The sequence below is a fragment of the Pseudomonas sp. KT_2_4 genome, from assembly GCF_041410225.1.
Taxonomy (GTDB): domain Bacteria; phylum Pseudomonadota; class Gammaproteobacteria; order Pseudomonadales; family Pseudomonadaceae; genus Aquipseudomonas; species Aquipseudomonas paracarnis.
In genome coordinates, this window is sequence record NZ_CP166962.1 from 1,004,466 (window position 1) to 1,026,649 (window position 22,184).

General features: G+C 61.1%; 20 protein-coding genes. 11 read left to right on the forward strand and 9 right to left on the reverse strand.

Annotated elements, in window-relative coordinates; all coding sequences use genetic code 11:
• Positions 1–180: 180 nt before the first annotated feature.
• Positions 181–1,557 (forward strand): pyridoxal-phosphate dependent enzyme, encoded by a 1,377-nt coding sequence (locus AB9N64_RS04550; protein ID WP_019817158.1) that lies wholly within the window; start codon positions 181–183, stop codon positions 1,555–1,557.
• Positions 1,554–2,720 (forward strand): cystathionine gamma-synthase, encoded by a 1,167-nt coding sequence (locus AB9N64_RS04555; RefSeq protein ID WP_019817159.1) that lies wholly within the window; start codon positions 1,554–1,556, stop codon positions 2,718–2,720. The genes AB9N64_RS04550 and AB9N64_RS04555 overlap by 4 nt, the downstream gene beginning before the upstream one ends.
• A gap of 122 nt (positions 2,721–2,842) precedes the next feature.
• Here AB9N64_RS04555 and AB9N64_RS04560 read toward each other — a convergent pair whose 3' ends face one another.
• Entirely contained in the window at positions 2,843–5,041 is a 2,199-nt protein-coding gene (locus AB9N64_RS04560) for an OsmC domain/YcaO domain-containing protein (protein ID WP_371360000.1), read from the reverse strand.
• Between the two features lie 145 nt (positions 5,042–5,186).
• Here AB9N64_RS04560 and AB9N64_RS04565 point away from each other — a divergent pair, with 145 nt between their 5' ends.
• The gene (locus AB9N64_RS04565) at positions 5,187–5,747 is read left to right on the forward strand and encodes a cysteine hydrolase family protein (RefSeq protein ID WP_014718633.1); all 561 of its coding nucleotides are present in this window, start codon (positions 5,187–5,189) and stop codon (positions 5,745–5,747) included.
• 62 nt (positions 5,748–5,809) lie between these two features.
• Here AB9N64_RS04565 and AB9N64_RS04570 read toward each other — a convergent pair whose 3' ends face one another.
• From AB9N64_RS04570 to AB9N64_RS04580, 3 genes are read right to left on the reverse strand one after another with little or no spacing between them, the layout of a single operon-like run.
• A complete protein-coding gene (locus tag AB9N64_RS04570; RefSeq protein ID WP_014718634.1) occupies positions 5,810–6,259 on the reverse strand; it encodes an NUDIX hydrolase in 450 nt (149 codons plus the stop codon).
• The gene (locus tag AB9N64_RS04575) at positions 6,252–7,049 is read right to left on the reverse strand and encodes a nucleotidyltransferase domain-containing protein (RefSeq protein WP_166405674.1); all 798 of its coding nucleotides are present in this window, start codon (positions 7,047–7,049) and stop codon (positions 6,252–6,254) included. The genes AB9N64_RS04570 and AB9N64_RS04575 overlap by 8 nt, the downstream gene beginning before the upstream one ends.
• On the reverse strand, positions 7,046–7,525 hold the full coding sequence (locus AB9N64_RS04580; protein WP_019817164.1) for an ATP-binding protein: 480 nt from the start codon (positions 7,523–7,525) through the stop codon (positions 7,046–7,048). The genes AB9N64_RS04575 and AB9N64_RS04580 overlap by 4 nt, the downstream gene beginning before the upstream one ends.
• Positions 7,526–8,252: 727 nt before the next feature.
• On the opposite strand from AB9N64_RS04580, the gene AB9N64_RS04585 reads away from it, so the two are divergent.
• The gene (locus AB9N64_RS04585; protein ID WP_014718637.1) at positions 8,253–8,678 is read left to right on the forward strand and encodes a DUF2231 domain-containing protein; all 426 of its coding nucleotides are present in this window, start codon (positions 8,253–8,255) and stop codon (positions 8,676–8,678) included.
• The gene (locus tag AB9N64_RS04590; RefSeq protein ID WP_058411000.1) at positions 8,675–9,967 is read left to right on the forward strand and encodes a sorbosone dehydrogenase family protein; all 1,293 of its coding nucleotides are present in this window, start codon (positions 8,675–8,677) and stop codon (positions 9,965–9,967) included. The genes AB9N64_RS04585 and AB9N64_RS04590 overlap by 4 nt, the downstream gene beginning before the upstream one ends.
• A gap of 30 nt (positions 9,968–9,997) precedes the next feature.
• Here the strand turns inward: AB9N64_RS04590 and AB9N64_RS04595 are convergent, their stop codons facing one another.
• A complete protein-coding gene (locus AB9N64_RS04595) occupies positions 9,998–10,903 on the reverse strand; it encodes a LysR substrate-binding domain-containing protein (RefSeq protein ID WP_371360001.1) in 906 nt (301 codons plus the stop codon).
• Positions 10,904–10,995: 92 nt separating this feature from the next.
• On the opposite strand from AB9N64_RS04595, the gene AB9N64_RS04600 reads away from it, so the two are divergent.
• Both AB9N64_RS04600 and AB9N64_RS04605 read left to right on the forward strand, forming a co-directional pair.
• Complete coding sequence (locus AB9N64_RS04600) at positions 10,996–11,979, forward strand: DMT family transporter (protein WP_058411002.1); 984 nt, start codon at positions 10,996–10,998, stop codon at positions 11,977–11,979.
• Positions 11,976–12,821 (forward strand): alpha/beta fold hydrolase, encoded by an 846-nt coding sequence (locus AB9N64_RS04605; RefSeq protein ID WP_019817167.1) that lies wholly within the window; start codon positions 11,976–11,978, stop codon positions 12,819–12,821. The genes AB9N64_RS04600 and AB9N64_RS04605 overlap by 4 nt, the downstream gene beginning before the upstream one ends.
• Here the strand turns inward: AB9N64_RS04605 and AB9N64_RS04610 are convergent.
• Both AB9N64_RS04610 and AB9N64_RS04615 read right to left on the reverse strand, forming a co-directional pair.
• Positions 12,808–14,211, reverse strand: coding sequence for an MFS transporter (locus tag AB9N64_RS04610; protein WP_019817168.1), 1,404 nt, complete (start codon positions 14,209–14,211; stop codon positions 12,808–12,810). The genes AB9N64_RS04605 and AB9N64_RS04610 overlap by 14 nt on opposite strands.
• A 143-nt stretch (positions 14,212–14,354) precedes the next feature.
• Positions 14,355–14,885, reverse strand: coding sequence for a GNAT family N-acetyltransferase (locus tag AB9N64_RS04615; protein ID WP_032872378.1), 531 nt, complete (start codon positions 14,883–14,885; stop codon positions 14,355–14,357).
• Positions 14,886–15,995: 1,110 nt separating this feature from the next.
• Here AB9N64_RS04615 and proP point away from each other — a divergent pair.
• A complete protein-coding gene (gene proP / locus AB9N64_RS04620; protein ID WP_014718644.1) occupies positions 15,996–17,498 on the forward strand; it encodes a glycine betaine/L-proline transporter ProP in 1,503 nt (500 codons plus the stop codon).
• Between the two features lie 53 nt (positions 17,499–17,551).
• On the forward strand, positions 17,552–18,058 hold the full coding sequence (locus AB9N64_RS04625; protein ID WP_014718645.1) for a GAF domain-containing protein: 507 nt from the start codon (positions 17,552–17,554) through the stop codon (positions 18,056–18,058).
• On the opposite strand, the gene AB9N64_RS04630 is transcribed toward AB9N64_RS04625, so the two are convergent.
• Complete coding sequence (locus AB9N64_RS04630) at positions 18,033–18,956, reverse strand: AraC family transcriptional regulator (protein ID WP_019817170.1); 924 nt, start codon at positions 18,954–18,956, stop codon at positions 18,033–18,035. The two genes, AB9N64_RS04625 and AB9N64_RS04630, sit on opposite strands and share 26 nt — an antisense overlap.
• A 163-nt stretch (positions 18,957–19,119) precedes the next feature.
• On the opposite strand from AB9N64_RS04630, the gene AB9N64_RS04635 reads away from it, so the two are divergent.
• Together AB9N64_RS04635 and AB9N64_RS04640 are read left to right on the forward strand one after the other, a co-directional pair.
• Positions 19,120–20,142 (forward strand): alpha/beta hydrolase, encoded by a 1,023-nt coding sequence (locus tag AB9N64_RS04635; RefSeq protein ID WP_019817171.1) that lies wholly within the window; start codon positions 19,120–19,122, stop codon positions 20,140–20,142.
• Complete coding sequence (locus AB9N64_RS04640; RefSeq protein WP_019817172.1) at positions 20,139–21,329, forward strand: MFS transporter; 1,191 nt, start codon at positions 20,139–20,141, stop codon at positions 21,327–21,329. The genes AB9N64_RS04635 and AB9N64_RS04640 overlap by 4 nt, the downstream gene beginning before the upstream one ends.
• Here AB9N64_RS04640 and AB9N64_RS04645 read toward each other — a convergent pair.
• Positions 21,322–22,143, reverse strand: a complete 822-nt coding sequence (locus tag AB9N64_RS04645) for a helix-turn-helix domain-containing protein (protein WP_014718649.1) — start codon at positions 22,141–22,143, stop codon at positions 21,322–21,324. The genes AB9N64_RS04640 and AB9N64_RS04645 overlap by 8 nt on opposite strands.
• Positions 22,144–22,184: the final 41 nt, after the last annotated feature.

Here is a 22,184-nt window from a genome sequence, read left to right on the forward strand (position 1 = left end):
ACCACCGCCATCGCAGGCAAGCCAGCTCCCACATCTGGATTGCGCGCCCTCTCCCATGCGGCAAAAAAAGTCATACAACGGACGCCCGGTTGCGACACGGGCGATACCGGCCTATGTTCCAAGCCATGCTGTTTTTTTGCTGTCCCCCGCCCTGCGCCCATCCCGTAACCAGGAGACGACATGCCCACCCCTTCACGCCCCGCTGTACTCGAACTGATCGGCAATACCCCGCTGGTCAAGGTCAGCCGCTTCGATACCGGCCCCTGCACGCTGTTTCTCAAGCTTGAATCGCAAAACCCCGGTGGTTCCATCAAGGACCGCATCGGCCTGGCGATGATCGACGCCGCTGAACGCGACGGTCGCTTGCGCCCGGGCGGTACCATCATTGAAGCCACCGCCGGCAATACCGGCCTGGGCCTGGCGCTGGTGGGCCGGGCCAAGGGTTACCGGGTGGTGTTGGTGGTGCCCGACAAGATGTCCACGGAAAAAGTGCTGCACCTCAAGGCCATGGGCGCCGAGGTGCATATCACCCGTTCCGATGTGGGCAAGGGCCACCCCGAGTATTACCAGGACGTGGCGGCACGTTTGGCCAAAGGTATTCCGGGCTCGTTCTTCGCCGACCAGTTCAATAACCCGGCCAACCCATTGGCCCACGAGACCAGTACCGCGCCGGAGATTTGGGCTCAGACCCAGCACGATGTGGACGCGATTGTGGTAGGCGTCGGCTCGGCCGGCACCCTCACCGGCCTCACGCGTTTCTTCAAGCGCGTGCAACCCGAACTGGCCATGGTACTGGCCGACCCGGTCGGTTCGGTAATGGCCGAATACAGCCGCAGCCGCACCCTGGAAACTCCCGGTTCCTGGGCCGTTGAAGGGATAGGCGAAGACTTCATCCCCTCGATCGCCGACCTGTCCAGCGTGCGCCACGCCTACTCCATCAGCGATGCCGACAGCTTCGACCACGCCCGCCAACTGCTAAAGGCCGAAGGCATCCTCGGCGGCTCATCCACCGGCACCCTGCTCGCCGCGGCCTTGCGCTACTGCCGCGAGCAAACCGAGCCCAAGCGCGTGGTGACCTTTGTTTGCGACACCGGTACGCGCTATCTGTCCAAGGTTTACAACGACCAGTGGATGAACGACGCGGGCCTGTTGCAGTACAAACACTACGGCGACCTGCGCGATCTGATCGCGCGCCGCTTCGAAGACGGCCGCGTGATCAGCGTAAGCCCCGACGACACCCTGCTCACCGCCTTCCAGCGCATGCGCCTGGCGGACGTGTCGCAACTGCCGGTGCTGGTCGATGGCCAGACCCTGGTGGGCGTCATCGACGAGTCCGACATCCTGCTGGGCCTGCACCACGACGCCGCAGATTTTTCCATGACCGTCGCCAGCGCCATGACCAACACCCTGCACACCCTGGCCCCCAACGCCAGCCTGGCCGAACTGCAGGCTGAACTGGATCGCGGCCTGGTCGCCATCATTGCCGACGCCGCAGGCTTTCATGGCCTGATCACCCGCGTCGACCTGCTTAACCACCTACGGAGATCCCTTGCATGAGCCAGCCCGATAAAAGCGCGTTTGCCACCCGTGTGATCCACGCCGGGCAGTCACCCGACCCGACCACGGGCGCGCTGATGCCGCCGATCTACGCCAACTCCACCTACCTGCAAGACAGCCCCGGCGTACACAAGGGTTTTGACTATGGCCGCTCCCATAACCCCACGCGTTTCGCCCTGGAACGCTGCGTGGCCGACCTTGAAGGCGGCAGCCAGGCATTTGCGTTTGCCTCGGGGCTGGCGGCGATCTCTACCGTGCTGGAACTGCTGGATGCTGGCGCGCATATCGTCTCGGGCAATGACCTGTACGGCGGCACTTTCCGGCTGTTCGACAAGGTGCGCCAGCGCAGTGCCGGGCACCGCTTCAGCTATGTCGACCTCAGCGACTTATCGGCGTTTGAAGCGTCATTGCAGGACGACACGCGCATGGTCTGGGTCGAAACCCCAAGCAACCCGCTGCTGAGCCTGACCGACCTGCGCGCCGTGGCCCGCATCTGCCGTGCCCGCGGGATTATCTGCGTGGCCGACAATACCTTTGCCAGCCCCTGGATCCAGCGCCCGCTGGAGTTGGGCTTCGACATCGTGGTGCACTCCACCACCAAATACCTCAATGGGCATTCTGATGTGATCGGTGGTATCGCTGTTGTCGGTGATAACGCTGAATTGGCCGAACGCCTGGGCTTCCTGCAAAACTCCATCGGCGCCATCGCCGGGCCGTTCGATGCCTTCCTGACCCTGCGCGGGGTAAAAACCCTGGCGCTGCGCATGGAGCGCCATTGCAGCAATGCCCTGGACCTGGCCACCTGGCTGGAGCAACAGCCGCAAGTGTCACGGGTTCACTACCCGGGCCTCAAATCCCACCCACAGCACGACCTGGCGAAACAGCAGATGCGCGGGTTTGGCGGGATGATTTCAGTGGACTTGAACAGCGACCTGGCCGGCGCGACGCGCTTTCTGGAAAACGTGAAGATCTTCGCCCTGGCCGAGAGCCTGGGGGGCGTGGAAAGCCTGATCGAGCACCCGGCGATCATGACCCATGCCAGCATCCCGGCGGCGACGCGAGCGCAATTGGGGATTGGCGATGGGCTGGTGCGCTTGTCGGTGGGGGTTGAAGATGTGGAGGATTTGCGCGCCGATCTGGCGCAAGCCTTGGCCCACATCTAACCGCCATGATCGTTCCCACGCTCTGCGTGGGAACGCATTCGGTGACGCTCTGCGTCACGCTTGGGAACGCAGAGCGTCCCTGGCTGCATTCCCACGCGGAGCGTGGGAACGATCAGTGTGTATCAGGCTTGGGTAATGTTGGCCCGTGCCGCATGCAGCTTCTTGTAGCTATCGATCAAGCGCAAATGCCGGTCCAGGCCTTCCAGCTTCATGCTGGTCGGCGTGAGCCCATAAAAGCGCACACTGCCGTCGACCGAGCCGATCACCGCGTCCATGCGCTCGTTGCCAAACATGCGCCGGAAGTTGGCCTCGTAGTCAGCCAGTTCCAGGTCCTCATCCAGTTCCATCTCCAGCACCGCGTTCATCGCCTGGTAAAACAGGCCGCGCTCAACGGTGTTGTCGTTGTACTGCAGGAACATCTCTACGCATTCCTTGGCCTCTTCATACTGCTTCAGCGCCAGGAATATCAGCAGTTTCAGCTCCAGGATGGTCAACTGGCCCCACGCGGTGTTGTCGTCGAACTCAATGCCAATCAACGTAGTGATATCGGTGTAGTCGTCCAGCTCACTTTCTATCAGGCGCTCGACCAACGCCTGCAGCTCCTCCTCGCTGAGGCGGTGCAGGTTGAGGATGTCTTCGCGAAAAAACAGCGCCTTGTTGGTGTTGTCCCAGATCAGGTCATCCACCGGGTAGATTTCCGAGTAGTCCGGCACCAGGATGCGGCAGGCGGTAGCGCCCAAGTGCTCATACACCGCCATGTACGACTCTTTGCCCATGCCTTCGAGGATGCCGAACAGCGTGGCGGCTTCCTGGGCGTTGGAGTCTTCGCCCTGGCCGGAGAAGTCCCACTCGACGAATTCATAATCCGACTGGGCACTGAAGAAGCGCCACGACACTACGCCGCTGGAATCGATAAAATGCTCGACGAAGTTGTTCGGCTCGGTGACCGCCTGGCCTTCGAAGGTCGGCTGCGGCAGATCGTTCAAGCCTTCGAAGCTACGGCCTTGCAGCAGCTCGGTGAGGCTGCGTTCCAGCGCCACTTCCAGGCTCGGGTGCGCGCCGAACGAGGCGAACACGCCGCCGGTGCGCGGGTTCATCAAGGTCACGCACATCACCGGGAACTCACCGCCCAGGGAGGCATCCTTGACCAGCACCGGAAAGCCCTGGGCTTCCAGGCCTTCGATACCCGCCAGGATGCCCGGGTACTTGGCCAGCACTTCGGCCGGTACGTCCGGCAGCGCAAATTCGCCTTCGATGATTTCGCGCTTCACCGCCCGCTCGAAAATCTCCGACAGGCACTGCACCTGGGCTTCGGCCAAGGTGTTGCCCGCGCTCATGCCGTTGCTCACGTAAAGGTTTTCGATCAGGTTGGACGGAAAATACACCACCTCGCCATCGGACTGACGCACGAACGGCAGCGAGACAATGCCACGGGCTTCGTTGCCGGAGTTGGTGTCGAACAGGTGTGAACCGCGCAGCTCGCCCTCGCGGTTGTAGACTTTCAAGCAGTAGGCATCAAGGACTTCACTCGGCAACTCATCGTTGGGGCCCGGCTGGAACCAACGCTCGTCCGGGTAATGCACGAACGGCGCGTTGGCCAGGTCCTCACCCCAGAACTGGTCGTTGTAAAAGAAGTTGCAGTTCAGGCGCTCGATGAACTCACCCAGCGCCGACGCCAACGCGCCCTCTTTTGTCGCGCCTTTGCCGTTGGTAAAGCACATCGGCGAATGGGCGTCGCGGATATGCAGCGACCACACGTTGGGCACGATATTGCGCCACGAGGCAATCTCGATCTTCATGCCCAGGCCCGCGAGAATCGCCGACATGTTGGCGATGGTCTGCTCCAGCGGCAGGTCCTTGCCGGCAATGTAGGTGCCCGCTGCGGACGTGGAGTTGGGCATCAACAACGCCTGGGCATCGGCGTCGAGGTTGTCGACTTCCTCAATCACGAATTCCGGCCCGGCCTGCACCACCTTCTTCACGGTGCAGCGGTCGATGGAACGCAGGATGCCTTGGCGGTCCTTGTCGGAGATGTCTGCGGGCAATTCGACCTGAATCTTGAAAATCTGGTTGTAGCGGTTTTCCGGGTCGACGATGTTGTTCTGCGACAGGCGAATATTCTCGGTGGGAATATTGCGCGTCTGGCAGTACAACTTCACAAAGTACGCCGCACACAACGCCGACGAAGCCAGGAAGTAGTCGAATGGCCCCGGTGCCGAACCATCGCCCTTGTAGCGGATGGGCTGGTCGGCAATGACCGTGAAGTCATCGAACTTGGCTTCAAGCCGAAGGTTGTCGAGAAAGTTGACCTTAATTTCCATGCGGGCACACCAGAATAACGAGCTAAACAAATTGGCCGCCATTATGAAGCGTTTCGCCGGGAAGTCTCAGGGATTTGCGTATGGGCTGCCGATCGGTGCTAACTTCCAACCAGTTAGATAATGTTCACCTCTGCCAGGACAGGCCATGGAACCGATAGCGACTAACGCCGCATTGTTGATTATCGATATGCAAAAAGGCATGGCCGATCCCACCCTTGGCCGCCGCAACAACCCAGACGCCGAGCTGCGCATACAGCAATTGCTCAATGCCTGGCGCCAGGCGCAACGCCCGATCATCCATGTGCGGCATATCTCCCGCTCTGCCGCTTCAGTGTTCCGGCCAGGCCAGCCCGGCTGTGAGTTCCAGGATGCGCTGCACCCCCTGGCCCAGGAGCATGTGGTTGAAAAAAACGTACCAGATGCGTTCAGCGCCACGGGCCTGGAGCGCTGGCTGCACCTGCGCTCGATCCAGCAGTTGGTAATCGTCGGGGTCATCACCAACAATTCAGTGGAATCCACCGCACGCTCGGGCGGCAACCTGGGGTTCGACGTGATCGTGGCGGCGGATGCGTGTTTTACCTTCGATCAAACCGACTTGTCGGGGCGGCTCTGGGCCGCAGAGGATGTGCATGCACTGTCGCTCAGTAACTTGGCGATGGACTATGCAAGGGTGTTCCAAACGAGTGAAATCCTGGCCAGTCATTAATGAGCAATGCAGACATGCATCAGGGCAAACCCACGATGGCGACCGCTTGCCGGCCTGGACGGTTAAAACACCCCGGCATCCTCCAGCATTTGCGGTAACGCCTGCGGCCATACCGTATCGCTCGTGGCGCGCAACGCTTCTGCCGACCACCAGCGATGATCCGCCATCACTTGGGTCTCCTGTAGCGTCCACTCGGCCCTGGATAACGCCTCGCTGGGCGCATGCACAACGAAGTACCGCTCAACCGCCAGCACCGTTTCGCCGCAGGGCAGCATCAAGGTCACGTCGCGCTCTGCTACACATTCCCCGACGCTGCTGACCGTGATCCCAGTCTCTTCGCGCAACTCACGAATCGCGGCGCTGTGGAAGCTCTCCCCGGCCTCCACGCCACCGCCCGGCGTGGCCCAGTAATCCTGGCCGGCCAGGGCGCCGTCTTTATGCACGAAGCGAAACAGCAACACTTGCTGTGCAGGGTTTATGACCAGTAATCGTGCGGCTTTGCGTTCACGCATGTGATTGATTCCTTTCTATAAGTGCCGAAACCATCCAGCTCAGAAACGCCCGTAGGCGTGTCGTAAATGCCTCGCACTCGGCGCTCGGGTTGCGTGCTTCAAACAGGAAGTAGGCGATTTGCACGCGCATGGTCGGGTAATGATGAACAAACAGCCCGACGTAGTCTTCCAGGGTTTGCGGCCAGGTTTGCGCATCTTCCGCTCGCAGGATGTGGGTGGCGCGGATCAAGGCCCGTGATGCTTCCCGCTGCAGGCCAAGCCGCGTGTGTTCAGGGCTGGCCTGTTCAATGCGCACCAGGTAAGTCGTGAGCGCCTGTTCAAAATCACCATTGACCGCCAGGGCGATGGCGCGGGACGGGCGAAACGGTTCGACGTGCAGTGACAGGTCTTCGCCCCAGAGACAGCGGCAATGATGTTTGAGCCAGAAGCCCCAACTGTTTCGGTTTTCGGGCGCCAACACCTGGGCGCGGTGGCCGATGTCGAAGTCGATCTTGGTGACGCTCGGATGCCGTTGCTCCAAAGCGAGTCGGGCCGACTCCAATTGTTCAAGCACCGGCGCATTCGGTGGTTCGACCAGTATCAGTGAAAGGTCAAGGTCGCAAACTCCGGCCTCGCCCTCGCCCCGTGCAATGCTGCCATACAGGTAAATCCCGTGCAGCCCCAGCTCAGGCCGGGACAAAGTCGTGCAGATGTCCGTCAGCAGGTGCTGGAACTCGGGTTGTATAGGCGTATCGGCAACGGTGAGGATATAGCCATCGGCATCGATGCCAGCAGGTTTTTGGGTAGTCACGGGCGGTGCACCTCAATCACCAACCCTTCCTCTTCACTCGGCACACTGAAATGGCGAGTGATCAGGTCGAACTCGGCATCGCTGGCGGCAAAATCGTGGTCACCTCGGGCGTTGCGGGCGTGCAGGCGCGCACGACAGGTGGCATCGTCCAGCTCCAGGTAATGCAGGCAGTGCGGCACCTTGGCTGCCTGGGCCAGGCCGAGTAACCATTGACGATTGGCGAGGGTATTGGCCGGAAAATCCAGCACCACATTGACGCCGCACGCCAACAGATCGATCACCAGCGGCTCAAGTACCCCACGAACCCGCAGGGCACAGCGCAGGTAGTCGGCAATGCTCTGGATTTCGCCGGGATAGAGATTGGCCAGCCACTGGTCTTCGCTGAGCACAATGGCCCCATGCTCGGCGGCCAGGGTTTTGGCGAGTGTGGACTTACCGGAGGCGATCTTGCCGCAGAGCAGATGCAGGGTGGGCATAACGCGATTCCTCATGTCGGGCCAGGAAGAATGAGTCATATAGCCGCTGTGGTAAACATATGCAGGCATAGGTATCTACATAACGTTGTGGGCTGTAGCAGCAGACGGTAACCACGATGCGAAGCGAGCCGCTCTTGCTCTGCTTGTGATCTTGATCTCAGGCGCCCCGTTAAACCACGTTGGCCGGAATTCGACAGGGATTTGGGGGGTAAACCGGCAGGGATGCCGGTTTAGCCGCCCCGCGCCATGGATGGCGCGTGGCGGCGGCCCCCCAAATCACTGGCGGATTACGGGCACACCGAGCCTAGGCGAGGTGCCGAGTGGTGGGGCAAGAGCGTTTTGCTTACTTTTGCGCTTTTCAAAAGTGAGCCGCCGTCAGGGCGGAACCCTAGGTGGCCGTTACCTAAATAACGGATATGTACCCGGTCCAACTGTGTTGACTGTTAGGCCGCCTTCGCAGGCAAGCCAGCTCCCACAGTTGAATGGTGGGGTGTCAGGTAGATAGATGTCGGCTGTCAGGCCGTCACGGGAGCAAGCTCCCTCGCCACAGGTTCAGCGTCGCACCAAAATTGTGTAGATACCTATGCATATGCAGGGGAACGCCGGATCGAAACACACCTCGACACGCCCTCCCAGTGAACTTTCTTACAAGTGCCATGCTCCTTTCCTATGCGAAGTCAGCGCGCCCTGAGCCCAGGGTGCAGAACGATAAGGAGCCGCCACCAACATGACTACCCTCTCCACTTACCCCGTCGTCAGGCCTGGGCCGTTGCACGGGACTTTGCTTGCCGGCACCGTGCCGTTGTTTCTCGGGGCCTTGCTCAGTGATATCGCCTACGGCCAGACCTACCAGATTCAGTGGGCCAATTTCGCCTCCTGGCTTATCGCAGGAGCCTTGGTGTTCTGTGGTTTTGCCCTGCTGTTTGCGCTGGTCAACCTGGTGCGTGCCGAACACAAGGGCGGGCGCCCGGTGGCGTACTTCCTGCTGTTGCTGGGCACTTGGGTGCTTGGCTTGGTCAATGCCTTCCAGCATGCCAAGGACGCCTACGCCATGATGCCCACCGGCTTGGTGCTGTCGGCGATCGTCACCGTGCTGGCGATTGTCGCCACCTGGATCGGCTTGACCAACCTGCGCTCAGGAGCTGCCCGATGAAACCACTCAACACACTGACCCTGCTCAGCGCCGCCCTGTTGCTGAGTGCCTGTGGCGGCGAAGGTGACAAGACCCAGGCGCGCGGCCCTGACCCCAAGCTGCCCGAACAACAAAGCAGCCTGTTGCCGAGCATGAAGATTGCCGAGCCCACGCCGTGGGGCGATCAAAAGCCCAAGGTGCCCGAAGGCTACAGCGTCACCGCCATCGCCACCGACCTTGCGATCCCGCGCCAGACCCTGGTGCTGCCCAACGGCGATATCCTGGTGGCCGAAGGCCGTGGCGGCAGTGCGGCCAAGCTCAAGCCCAAGGACGTGATCGCCAGTGTGATCAAGGCCCAGGGCAACACCAAGGTCAAGGGCGGCAACCGCATTACGCTGCTGCGTGACGCCGACGGTGACGGCACCTATGAACTCAAGACGGTATTCGCCGACAACCTCAACGCTCCCTACGGGCTGGCATTCGCCGACGGCAAACTGTATGTGGCCAACCAGGACGCACTGGTGCGCTTTGACTACGCCGACGGCCAGACCAAGGCCAGCGCCCCGCCCGTCAAAGTCACCGACCTGCCGGCGCAGGTCAACCATCACTGGACCAAGTCATTGGCCGTCAGTGACGACGGGCGTCAGCTGTATGTGGGCATCGGTTCCAACAGCAACATCACCGAACGCGGCATGGAAGTGGAGATCGACCGCGCAATGGTCTGGCAGATCGATGCCGCCACCGGTGCGCATAAGCCCTACGCTACGGGCCTGCGCAATCCGACGGCGCTGACCATCCAACCGGGCTCAGGGCAACTGTGGACCGTGGTCAACGAGCGCGATGAACTCGGCCCCGACCTGGTGCCAGACTACCTGACATCGGTGCGTGAAGGTGCCTTCTACGGCTGGCCCTACAGCTACTGGGGCCAGAACGTCGACCCCCGCGCACAACCGCAAAACCCGGCCAAGGTGGCTGCGGCGATCAAACCCGATTACAGCCTGGGCTCCCATGTGGCCGCGTTGGGCGTGGATTTCTCCATCCCTGCCATGGGTGAAAAATTCGCTGACGGCGCGTTTGTCGGCGAGCACGGTAGTTGGAACCGTGACAACCCAGTGGGCTACAAGGTGATCTTCGTGCCGTTCAGCAACGGCAAACCGGCGGGCGAGCCCATCGACTTTGCCACCGGCTTCCGCGGCGACGACGGCAAGACCCGTGGGCGTCCAGTGGGGGTGACGGTGGACCCCAAAGGCGCGCTGATCATTGCCGACGACTTGGCCAATACGATTTGGCGCGTCACGCGTAACCAATAACCGCAGATGACAGGGGCTGCGACGCCCCTGTCAGCCGTCACTCTGCAATTGTGCGTCAAGCCAGGCCAACAACGCCGTAATCTCCTCCCGACTGCCCGTCCCTTGCTGCCTGTAGACCGAAATAGCCTCGGGCAAAAACACGCTTTCTGCGCAGGGCCGCACCAGCGCCCCACTCTCTATCAGCCGGCTTGCGGTACGACGCCAACCCATGGCGATACCGTGCCCTTCCACGGCAGCTTGCAACATCAGCGGGTAACTGTCGAAGGTGGCACTGCGCGCATCCCTGGGCAACGTGTGGCCGAACATCTGCAGCCACTCATCCCATTCCATCAAGTGCGGCGGCTCGGAGCTGTGGTGCAGAAATGTACAGGGCTGTAATTCAGTCAGCGCTAACGGCTTTTCCGGGCAGAGGTAGCCGGGGCTGCACACCGGGAACACCTCGTCGGAGGCGGTGAACATCAACGTATGGCTGCCACTGGCGCGCCGGGTACTTTGCAGGGCCACATCGAAATGCCCGTCGAACTGGGTGATCGGCCGCGTACAGGTCACCACCTGGATCTCGATCTGCGGGTATTGCTGGTGGAAGGTCGCCAGACGCGGCATCAACCAATAGAACGCCTCGCATAGCTGGCATAGCAGTACCACGCGATTGCGCTGGGGCGATGTTCTCAGGCTGACCGCGCCCTCACTGATGCTCTGCAAGGCCTGGCTGACCACCCGCCCCAGCTCACGCCCTTCTTGCGTCAGGAACACCCCACGGTTGCGCCGACAAAACAGCTTGACCCCCAGGTTGTCTTCCAGCCCGCGAATCTGCCGACTGACAGCCGCCTGAGTAATGTGCAATTCATCGGCCGCCTTGGAGAAACTCTCCAGGCGCGCCGCCGCTTCAAACGGCAAACTGGCCAGCGGCGGTAAGGTTTTGCCAAGTGCATTCATAATCTGTGGTTATGCATCCAAGGCTGAAAACTCGTTTGTAGCACACCCGCCGCGCTGGGCACCATGAATCCCTCACTTCATGGAGCAGCCTGATGACCACCGCCCGCGCCTCACTCTTTACCGGTGTGATATTGGCCGTTGTCGCCACCCTGGGCTGGGCGCTGAACTTCATTGCGCCCTACGTCACCGGCGTCTACAGCCTCTACGACTTGATGGCCGTACGGTTTCTGATGGCCGGTGGGCTGGGTCTCGTCTGGATCATGGTGTGCAGGGCGCAATTGAGTGTACTCAGCACCGGCCAGTGCGTACTGGCGGCAGCACTGGGCGCACTGGGTTGCCTCGGTTATGGCGTGTGCATTGCTGGCGGTGTGATGTTCGGCGGCCCGGTGCTGACGCCAGCGTTTGTCGGCATGGTCCCGGTGCTACTGGCGTTGATAGGCAACGCCAGTCACAAGACCCTGCAATGGCGCCAGTTGGTGATGCCGTTGTCCTGCCTCACTGTGGGGCTGTTGCTGGCGACAGTCAGCAGCCTCCACCTGCCCGCCTCCGGCACCGGTTCCTGGCTGGCGGGGTTGTGTTTCTCCTTGGGCGCAGTGGCCTTGTGGCTGGGGTTCAGCGTCATCAATCAACAGCAACTGGCACGCCTGCCTGCCCGCGCAACCGACCTGTGGACCGCCTTGATGCTGGTAGGCGCAGGCGGCGCGGCGCTGTGCCTGCTGCCGTGGCTATACACGCTGGGCTTGTTCCGGTTGCCGACCCTTGGCGCGGGCTGGAACCAGGCATGGCCGCTGTATGCCTGGAGCCTGGGCATCGCCGTGATGTCTACGGTGGTCGGCGCCTGGGCCTGGAACGCGGCAACGCGGCGCCTGCCCATGGTACTGAGTGGCCAATTGATTGCCCTGGAATCACTCTTCGCCAGCCTGCTCGGTCTAGGCTTTCACCGGCGCTGGCCGACGCCAATGGAAGCCGTGGGCCTGGCTGCCGTGCTCGTCGGTGTGGTCATGGCGGTTCGTACCCTCCTGGCGCAGGCAAAACCCGCCACAACCCATCAGACCTTCGGGGAGATTCAACCATGACCCATTCAAACGACGCACTGGCACTGCCCCACACCTTTGACTTTCGCAATCAAACTGTGCGCTGGGGCCAGCTGGGTACCCAGGGGCCGGCGCTGGTGATGGTGCATGGCACGCCGTTCTCTTCCCATGTGTGGCGGCGTATCGCGCCCTTGTTTACCCAGCAGTACCGCGTGTTCTATTACGACCTGCTTGGCTATGGCCAGTCTGAACAGGCGCCGGGCCAGGACGTGTCTCTGGGCGTGCAAAACCTGTTGCTCGCCGCCCTGCTACACCATTGGGGCCTGGAACGCCCCCATGTGCTCGCCCATGATTTTGGCGGCGCCACGGCCCTGCGCACGCATCTGCTTGATGGCTGCGACTATGCCAGCCTGACCTTGATCGACCCCGTCGCCATGGCGCCCTGGGGTTCGCCGCTGGTGCAGCATGTGCGCCGCCATGAACAGGCCTTCAGCGACGCGCCGGCCTATATCCATGAGGCGATTGTGCGTGCCTATCTACAGGGCGCCGCCTTCACGCCGCTGCCTGCCGAGGTGCTGCACGCCTATGTCACGCCCTGGACAGGCGAGGTAGGCCAGCCCGCCTTCTATCGCCAGATTGCACAGATGGACCAGCGCTATACCGACCAGATTGAAGAGCGGCTCGCCGAGCTGCGTTGCCCGGTGCAACTGCTCTGGGGCGAAGAAGACCAATGGATCAACGTGGCACAGGGCGACGCGCTCGCAGGTAGATTAGGTGCACGCTACCTGCGCGTCCCGCGTGCGGGGCATCTGGTGCAAGAGGACGCGCCCGAGGTCATCGTCGCTGCCTTGATGACCTTTCTAGCTAGCGTCACAGATCAGTGATTTCCTTGTGGCGCGGCACCAGCGTCTTCATCACGCTCCAGGCCACCAGGTAAGCCAGGGCGCATATGGCAAACATGATCATGTAGCCGGTATGGATGTCGTTGATGGACTTGTAATAGTCGAACACCCAGCCGCCGATCTTGGTCATGAGCACGCCTCCCAGGCCACCGGCCATGCCGCCAATGCCGACCACCGAAGCCACGGTTTTCTGCGGGAACATGTCGGACACGGTGGTGAAAATGTTGCATGACCACGCCTGGTGTGCCGAAGCGCCCACACCGATCAGCAACACCGGCACCCAGAAGCTGAGGTAACCCAACGGCTGCGCCAGCAACACCACCAGCGGGAACAGCGCAATCACCAGCATGGCTTTCATGCGCCCGTCATAGGGGGCATCGCCGCGCGCCATGAAGTAGCTGGGGAACCAGCCGCCGCCAATACTGCCGACCATGGTCATGCTGTACAGCACCGCCAGCGGCATCACGATATCGGCGCCTTTCATGCCGTATTGGGCAGACAGGTAGGTGGGCAGCCAGAACAGGAAAAACCACCACACGCCGTCAGTCATGAACTTGCCGAAGGCAAACGCCCAGGTCTGGCGGTAGGTCAACAGTTTGAACCAGGAGACTTTCTTTCCTGCGGTGCCCGTCGGTGCCGGGGTAAACGGTTGTACGGTCTGGTCGCTGCGGATGTAGGCCAGTTCCTCAGGTGACAGGCGTTTTTGCTGTTCCGGTTTTTCGTAAACGGCGGCCCACACGGCTACCCAGACAAAACCCAGCATGCCGATGACCATAAACGCCGCCTCCCAGCCCCACAGGCCGGCAATCAGAGGGACACAGATCGGCGCCAGGATCGCGCCGACGTTGGCGCCGGAATTGAAGATACCGGTGGCCAGGGAGCGTTCTTTCTTGGGGAAATATTCGGCAGTGGCCTTGATCGCGATCGGGAAGTTACCCGCTTCGCCAATCGCCAACACCGCCCGCGACAGCATGAAGCCGGCGATCGACACCGGGATCACCGCCAGGCCAATGGCACCACTGACGGCTGCGATACCCTCGCCCATCGGCACCGCAAACGCATGCATGATCGCGCCGGTGGACCAGATACCAATGGCTACCACATAGGCGGCCTTGGTGCCGATCCTGTCGACGAAGCGCCCGGCAAACAGCATGGAAATGGCGTAGACGAACTGGAACACCGCCGCGATGTTGGCGTAGTCGGTGTTGCTCCAGCCAAACTGCGTCGACAGTTGCGGTGCCAACAGGCTCAGCACCTGACGGTCGAGGTAATTGACCGTGGTCGCGAAAAACAACATCGCGCAGATCGTCCAGCGATAGCTGCCGACCGCCTGGCCGACACGAAGGGCACTGATGGGCTCGTTCAGATTCATGGCATCACTTTTTATTTTTGTTAGGTAGGACATATGTAACGTCATATGTCGTCGTACAACTGAGAGTTTTATAGCGAGACGCCCACGCAGTGTCAATCGCAAAGATTGCCGCTTATCGAGGATTTACGCGGAATAGGAAAATGTCAGGCTTGTGCAGTTGTAGGATGACAAACCCTGAGCACCAGGCTGGGCGCTTGGCCGGGTACATCATCCAGCAGGCCAAAACGTTGCATGCCGAGCTTCTCCAATACGCGGATCGACGCAGCATGATCGGGTCGCACTAACCCGAAGACTTCCGGTAGAGATAGCGTGTCAAACGCCAGCGCCAGGGCATCCCGCCCCAGTTCAGTGGCATACCCCTGCCCCCAGGCCTCGACGGCCAGGCGATAGCCAAGGTTGATGCGCTGCTGCGTCAGGTAGTTAAGTGGCGCAATGCCGCCAAACCCGATGATGTGCTCGGGGCTCTCTTTGCAGGCAATTGCCCACCAGCCGTAACCGTGGGACGCCCACTGTTGAATCCAGTGATCCAATAGCCGTTGTGCCGCATTTAGGTTGGGCAGCGGGCCGGCAGGATTGAACAAGTTGGTCTGTGGATCGCCGAAGATCGCGAACAATCGCTGAACGTCTGCGGCCCGTGGTTGGCGGTAGGTAAGGCGTGAATGACTGCTTGGCATTTAAATGACTTCCCTGCTTTGCCTGACTAACAATGACAATTCCCCTGTGGGAGCGCTCGAGCTTTAGCGAGGCCGCGATGGCGACAGTTCAGGCAACACAACTGCCAACAGTACCGCCGCCTTCGTAGCCTCGCCGGGGCTCGACAACTCCCACATCGGTTATGCGCCTGGCACAAATCCCCTGTGGGAGCGGGCTTGCCCGCGAAAGCGGAGTGCCAGTTACTGAATCTTCGACTGAACCACCGCTTTCGCAGGCAAGCCAGCTCCCACATGGGTCATGTACTACCCACAAAATCTGCGCCTGGCCCAGATCCCCTGTGCGGGCTTGCCCGCGAAAGCGGAGTGCCAGTCACTGAATCTTCGACTGAACCACCGCTTTCGCAGGCAAGCCAGCTCCCACATGGGTCATGTACTACCCACAAAATCTGCGCCTGGCCCAGATCCCCTGTGGGAGCGGGCTTGCTCGCGAAGGCGGTGTGTCAGTCACTGAATCTTTGACTGAACCACCGCTTTCGCAGGCAAGCCAGCTCCCACATGGGTCATGTACTACCCACAAAACCTGCGCCTGGCACAGATCCCCTGTAGGAGCGGGCTTGCCTGCGAAGGCGGTGTGTCAGTCACTGAATCTTTGACCGAACCACCGCTTTCGCAGGCAAGCCAGCTCCCACATTGGCCCTGTATTGCCCACAGAATCAGCGCCTGACACAAATCCCCTGTGGGAGCGGGCTTGCTCGCGAAGGCGGTGTGTCAGTCACTGAATCTTTGACTGAACCACCGCTTTCGCAGGCAAGCCAGCTCCCACATGGGTCATGTACTACCCACAAAATCTGCGCCTGGCCCAGATCCCCTGTGGGAGCGGGCTTGCCCGCGAAGGCGGTGTGTCAGTCACTGAATCTATGACTGAACCACCGTTTTCGCAGGCGAGCCAGCTCCCACATTTGATCTGTTTTGCCAATAGCCATGCTTCGGCCTCCAGAACCCGGCATTTTTACCCCCGTGAGAAAAAATACAGAAAGCGGTGAATTATTTCGTGTCCACTTGTATCTGAACTGACAGAGCGGTGCCATCGTAGCGATGGCACCTCCCCTGTTCAGCTTTTGAGTGGCCCGCATGAAACTACGTAAAAAACGCGTCAAACCCATCGGATTGAAAGACATCACCATTGTCGACGACAACAAGATGCGCAAGGCGATCACCGCCGCCGCACTTGGCAATGCCATGGAATGGTTCGACTTTGGCGTCTATGGCTTTGTCGCCTATGTGCTGGGCAAGGTGTTCTTCCCTGACGCTTCCCCCAGCGTGCAGATGATCGCAGCGCTGGCCACCTTCTCAGTACCTTTCCTGATTCGCCCGTTGGGCGGCCTGTTCTTCGGCGCACTGGGCGATAAGTACGGGCGGCAAAAAGTCCTGGCCGCCACCATCGTGATCATGTCTCTGAGCACGTTCGCCATCGGCTTGATCCCCGGCTATGCCTCCATTGGCATCTGGGCGCCGATCCTGTTGCTGCTGTGCAAAATGGCCCAGGGTTTCTCGGTGGGCGGTGAGTACACCGGCGCGTCGATTTTCGTGGCTGAATACGCCCCGGACCGCAAGCGCGGCTTCCTTGGCAGTTGGCTGGACTTCGGCTCCATCGCCGGTTTCGTGCTCGGCGCGGGTGTGGTGGTGTTGATCTCCACCGTGCTCGGTGAAGCAGAATTCGAGGCCTGGGGCTGGCGCTTGCCGTTCTTCCTCGCCCTGCCCCTGGGCATCATCGGCCTGTACCTGCGCCACGCGCTGGAAGAGACCCCGGCGTTTCAACAGCATGTCGACAAACTCGAACAGGGTGACCGCGAAGGCCTGAGCCACGGCCCCAAAGTCTCGTTCAAGGAAATCGCCACCAAGCACTGGCGCAGCCTGCTGACCTGCATTGGTATCGTCGCGGCCACCAACGTGACCTACTACATGCTGCTCACCTACATGCCGAGCTACCTGTCCCACAACCTGCACTATGCCGAAAACAGCGGCGTGCTGATCATCATTGCGATCATGGTTGGCATGTTGTTCGTGCAGCCGTTCATTGGTTTTGTCAGCGACAAGATCGGCCGCAAGCCGTTCATCATCGCCGGCAGCATCGGCCTGCTGTTCCTGTCGATTCCGGCCTTCATGCTGATCACCAGCGGCAAGACCGGCCTGATTTTCGGCGGTCTGTTGATTCTGGCGGTGGTGCTGAACTTCTTTATCGGTGTGATGGCGTCGACCTTGCCGGCAATGTTCCCCACCCACCTGCGCTACAGCGCCCTGGCTAGCGCCTTCAACGTCTCGGTACTGATCGCCGGTGTTACGCCGACCGCCGTGGCCTGGCTGGTGGAGAGCACCAACGACCTGTACATGCCCGCCTATTACCTGATGGTGTTTGCGGTGGTTGGCCTGATCACGGGCCTGACCATGAAGGAAACCGCCAACAAGCCCCTGCGTGGCGCGGCCCCGGCGGCTTCCGACATGGAAGAAGCCAAGGAGCTGCTGCAGGAGCATCACGACAATATCGAGCAGAAAATCGAAGACATCGATGCCGAGATTGCCGCGCTGCAAACCAAGCGGGAAAACCTGGTACAGCAACACCCGCGCATCAACTAATAACCTGACTGTGCGTGGTCGCGGCCTGCGACCACGCCATTGGAGCGTTCAGCATGGTTTCAAGCGTCACCGCCGCACACAGGTTACTCAGCGCAGACGAGCGCGCCGCCATTGCCGAAATTGAAGCAACCACCAATATCCTCAAGCTGGTCACTCGTCTGACCGGGATGAGATTCGCCGGCATCGCCAAGTTCACCGACCAGGAATGGGTGGTGTGTTCGGCCTACGACCCTCTACAAATGGGCATCAACGTCGACGACGTACTCGACCTGGAAACCACCCTGTGCAGTGAGTTCTGCATCAACCCACACACCCTGTTCGTCCCCCAGATCAGCCAGAACGGCCGTTTCGCGTCACGCCCGGTGGTCAAGCAATACGCCATCGAAAGCTACGCCGGTGCGCCGATCTTTCTGCCCGATGGCCGCCTGTTCGGGGCGCTGTGCGCGCTGGACTCACGGGCCATGCTGTTCGACGACCCGAACCTGCCGGAAACCCTGAGCCTGTTCGCACGGCTTATCGGCTGCATCTTCTACGCTAATCTGACCCCGGCGGATCACTGACACCCGCCCGGCCCCGCAGTGCTGCCATATCACGCTTGGGCGGCACCCCGAACAGCCGGCTGTACTCACGGCTGAATTGCGACGGGCTCTCATACCCGACTTTGAACGCGGCACTGGACACATCCTGGTGCTCGTTCAACATCAATCGTCGTGCTTCATTCAGACGCAGCCATTTCTGGTATTGCAGCGGGCTCATCGCGGTCAGTTGCCGGAAGTGATGGTGAAAGGTCGCCGCGCTCATTTGCACCCGCGCTGCCAGCTCTTCCACACGCAGGGCTGCGTCGAAATTCAACTTCAGCCAGTCGATGGCCTTGGCAATCCGATAGCCCTGCCCGTCCACCGAACAGATCTGGCGCAGTCGGCCGGCCTGGTCGCTTTTCAATAGCCGGTAATGAATCTCGCGCTGGATCAATGGCGCGAGTACCGGGATAGCCTCGGGTTCGTCCAGCAACGCCACCAGGCGCGCGAATGCGGCCAGCATGCCGTCGGTGACCGTGCCGATCCCCACGCCCTTCATGACTGCGCGCTCACGCACCGGCGGCAAGCCACCCTGGGCGATCAGCTCCGCGAGCATGCGCAGGTCCAGCTTGAACGTCAGCCCCAGGCACGGCTGCTCGGGGCTGGCGGCCAGCACCTCGGAATTGGCCGGAATGTCCAGCGACGTCACCAGGAACCGGGACGTGTCGTAGGGGTAGCCCTCGCCGCCGACCCACAACTGCTTCTCGCCCTGAGCCACCAGCACGATGCACGGCTCAACCATGCACACCACCGGCGCAGCGGGTTGCTCACGCCGATAAAAGCCCAGGCCGGGGATCGGCATCGCGTAGTCGCCGGGCGACGGGGTGCGCGAACCAATCGACTGGATCAGCGCGTTCAGGGGGGTGGGAGTGGACGTCATAACAGACCCTTTCAATGCTTCATTGCACTTTACCCGCGCAAGTCACGGACGTCGTCATCTGGCGCTGAAACTCAGAGGATCAGGCAAGTAATCCACTCAAATGCACTACAGAAGCCCTGCCGTCACCCGGAAAATGTGCGGACACTTCACAAGGAACATCCCTATGAAACGCCTCTTGCTCGCCCTGGGTTTGCTGGTGACTTCTCTTTCTTCATTTGGAGCCGATATGTCTAACGGTGCGGATAACTTTTACAGCAGCGACACAGTGACGGCCGAACCTGTCACCTTCAACAATCAATACGGCATGCAGGTGGCAGGCACGCTGTTCGTGCCCAAACACCTGGCCCCAGGCTCAAAGCACGCAGCCCTGGTCGTCGGCCACCCGATGGGCGCCGTCAAAGAGCAAAGCGCCAACCTCTACGCCACCAAAATGGCTGAACAGGGTTTCGTGACCCTGTCCCTGGACCTGTCGTTCTGGGGCCAAAGCGCCGGTACGCCGCGCAACGCGGTGTTGCCCGACCTCTACGTGGAAGACTTCAGCGCCGCCGTGGACTTTCTCGGCACTCGCCCACAGGTCGACCGGGAACGCATCGGTGCCATCGGCATTTGTGGCAGCGGCAGTTTTGTGATCAGTGCTGCGAAGATCGATCCGCGTCTCAAGGCAATCGCCACCGTCAGCATGTACGACATGGGCGCGGCCAACCGCAATGGCCTCAAGCACGGCATGACCTTGCAACAGCGCCAGCAGATCCTGCGCCAGGCCGCCAACCAGCGCTATGTAGAGTTCCAGGGCGGCGAGACCCTCTACACCGGTGGCACGCCGCACAGCCTTACCGGCGACCCGGTCGGCGACGAGTTCTACGACTTCTACCGCACCCCGCGCGGCGAAGTCACCCCGGCAGGCGCCTCATCGCAGACCACCACCCGCCCGACGCTGACCAGCAACGTCAAGTTCATGAACTTCTACCCCTTCAACGATATCGAGACGATCTCGCCGCGCCCACTGCTGCTGATTACCGGGGCCGACGCGCACTCCCGTGAATTCAGTGAAGACGCCTACCAACGCGCCGCCGAGCCCAAGCAATTGCTGGTCATCCCCAACGCCGGCCATGTAGACCTGTACGACCGCGTCGAACTGATCCCGTTTGACACGCTCACCACCTTCTTCCAGAGCCACTTGCAGTGAGTTCCGTCACCCCTCAACCGCAACGCTGGGGCGCGGTGCTGGCGATGTCGCTCGCGGCGTTTGCTTTGGTCGCCTCCGAGTTCATGCCGGTCAGCCTGTTGACGCCGCTGGCCGCTGACTTGCACATCACTGAAGGCCAGGCCGGCCAGGGCATTTCCGTGTCCGGGGTGTTTGCCTTGCTCACCAGCCTGGTGATCGCGGCGGTTGCCGCGAGGATGGATCGCAAGCGCCTGCTGATGGCCCTGACCCTGCTGATGATCGTCTCTGGCAGCGTGGTGGCGTTCGCACCGAATTACGCGGTGTTCATGTTCGGGCGCGCATTGATTGGGGTGGCGATTGGCGGTTTCTGGTCGCTGTCGGCGGCCACGGCAATGCGCCTGGTCGAGCCCGCCCAAGTGCCAAGGGCCTTGGCCATCGTCAACGGTGGCAACGCCCTGGCGACGGTGATCGCGGCGCCGCTGGGCAGCTTTCTTGGCGGCCTGATTGGCTGGCGCGGCGCATTTTTTTGCGTGGTGCCGGTCGCCGTGATTGCGCTGGCCTGGCTGTGGCTGAGCTTGCCTGCGCTCAAGCACAGCGGCGCAGCGAACACCGGCAATGCGCTGCGCCTGCTGAAAAACTCCAAGGTGGCCGTGGGCATGTGCGCCGTCAGCCTGTTCTTCATGGGCCAATTCATGCTGTTCACTTACTTGCGGCCATTCCTGGAAGGCGTGACCCGGGTCGAGGTGTCCACCCTGTCGCTGATGCTGCTGGTGCTCGGCCTGGCCGGCCTGGCGGGTACGGTGTTGATTGAGCATTTGCTCAAGCGTCACCTGTACCCGACGCTGATTGCCATTCCGTTGATCATGGCCGGCATTGCCCTTGCGCTGGTGGGGTTCGGCGGTTCAGCGATTGTCACCACTCTGCTGTTGGGCTGCTGGGGCCTGGTAGCGACAGCTGCACCGGTTGGCTGGTGGACATGGCTGGCGCGCACCGTGCCCGACGACGCTGAGGCCGGCGGGGGGTTGATGGTCGCCATCATCCAGTTGGCGATTGCCGCCGGTGCCACCGTCGGTGGTGTGGCATTCGACTTGAGCGGTTATCAGGCCACCTTCGAGTTGAGCGCCGCCTTGCTGGTAGTCGCCACACTGCTGGCTTACCTGGCATCCCGGCGCCCTGCTCACGCGCGCGTGGCGAGCGACGCTACTTGAAAAAATGACTCGGCGTTTTGCCAAACTGTTTCTTGAACATGCTGGTAAAAGCGCTGGGGCTTTCGTAGCCCAACTCAAACGCCACATCGATGATCTTCTCCCCCACCGCAATGCGCTCCAGCGCCAGCAGCAACCGCGCCTGCTGGCGCCATTGGCCGAAGGTCATGCCGGTTTCCTTACGGAACAGGCGCTGGATGGTGGTCTGGTCCAATCCCAACCGCGCACTCCAGTCGGCGACGGTGGAGGCATCACTCGGTTCATCCTGCAACGCCAGGCAGATCGGGCTCAGGCGCGGGTCGGCAGGCTGGGGCAGCGACAGCGGCAAGGCCGGGAGAATGGCCAGTTCGTCAAGAATCAGGTGCATGATCCGCGCGTCGCGTGAATCCTCGGCATACGGCGGTTTCAAGCTCACCGAGGCCTTGATCAGTTCACTCAGCAGCGGCGAAACCGTCACCGTCTTGGGCTCGGCCGGCAAGTTGGGGAAGCTGTCCGGGCGCACGAACACGCTGCGCATCTTCAGCGTACCCACGCAACGCAGTGAGTGAACTTGACCGCAAGGCATCCAGAAGCCACGATTGGGCGGCACCGTCCATTGCCTCAGGGCCGAGTACACCACCATCACACCGCCAATGGCGTACAGCAGTTGGTGCTTGTTGTGGCTGTGTTCGGGGATCACCCAGTTTTCGGGGTAATCAGTGGCCGAGCTGATGACGGCCCAATCGCCCTCATCGATTTCTCGCAGAAATTTATCCAGTGATTTGATCATTTCGCCCTTTTTGCGATGGTTTCTGCCCGAATTGCGCGAGACAGGCATTGGCGCCGAATCTAGCATAAACGCCGAGTCCAGATGGAGTG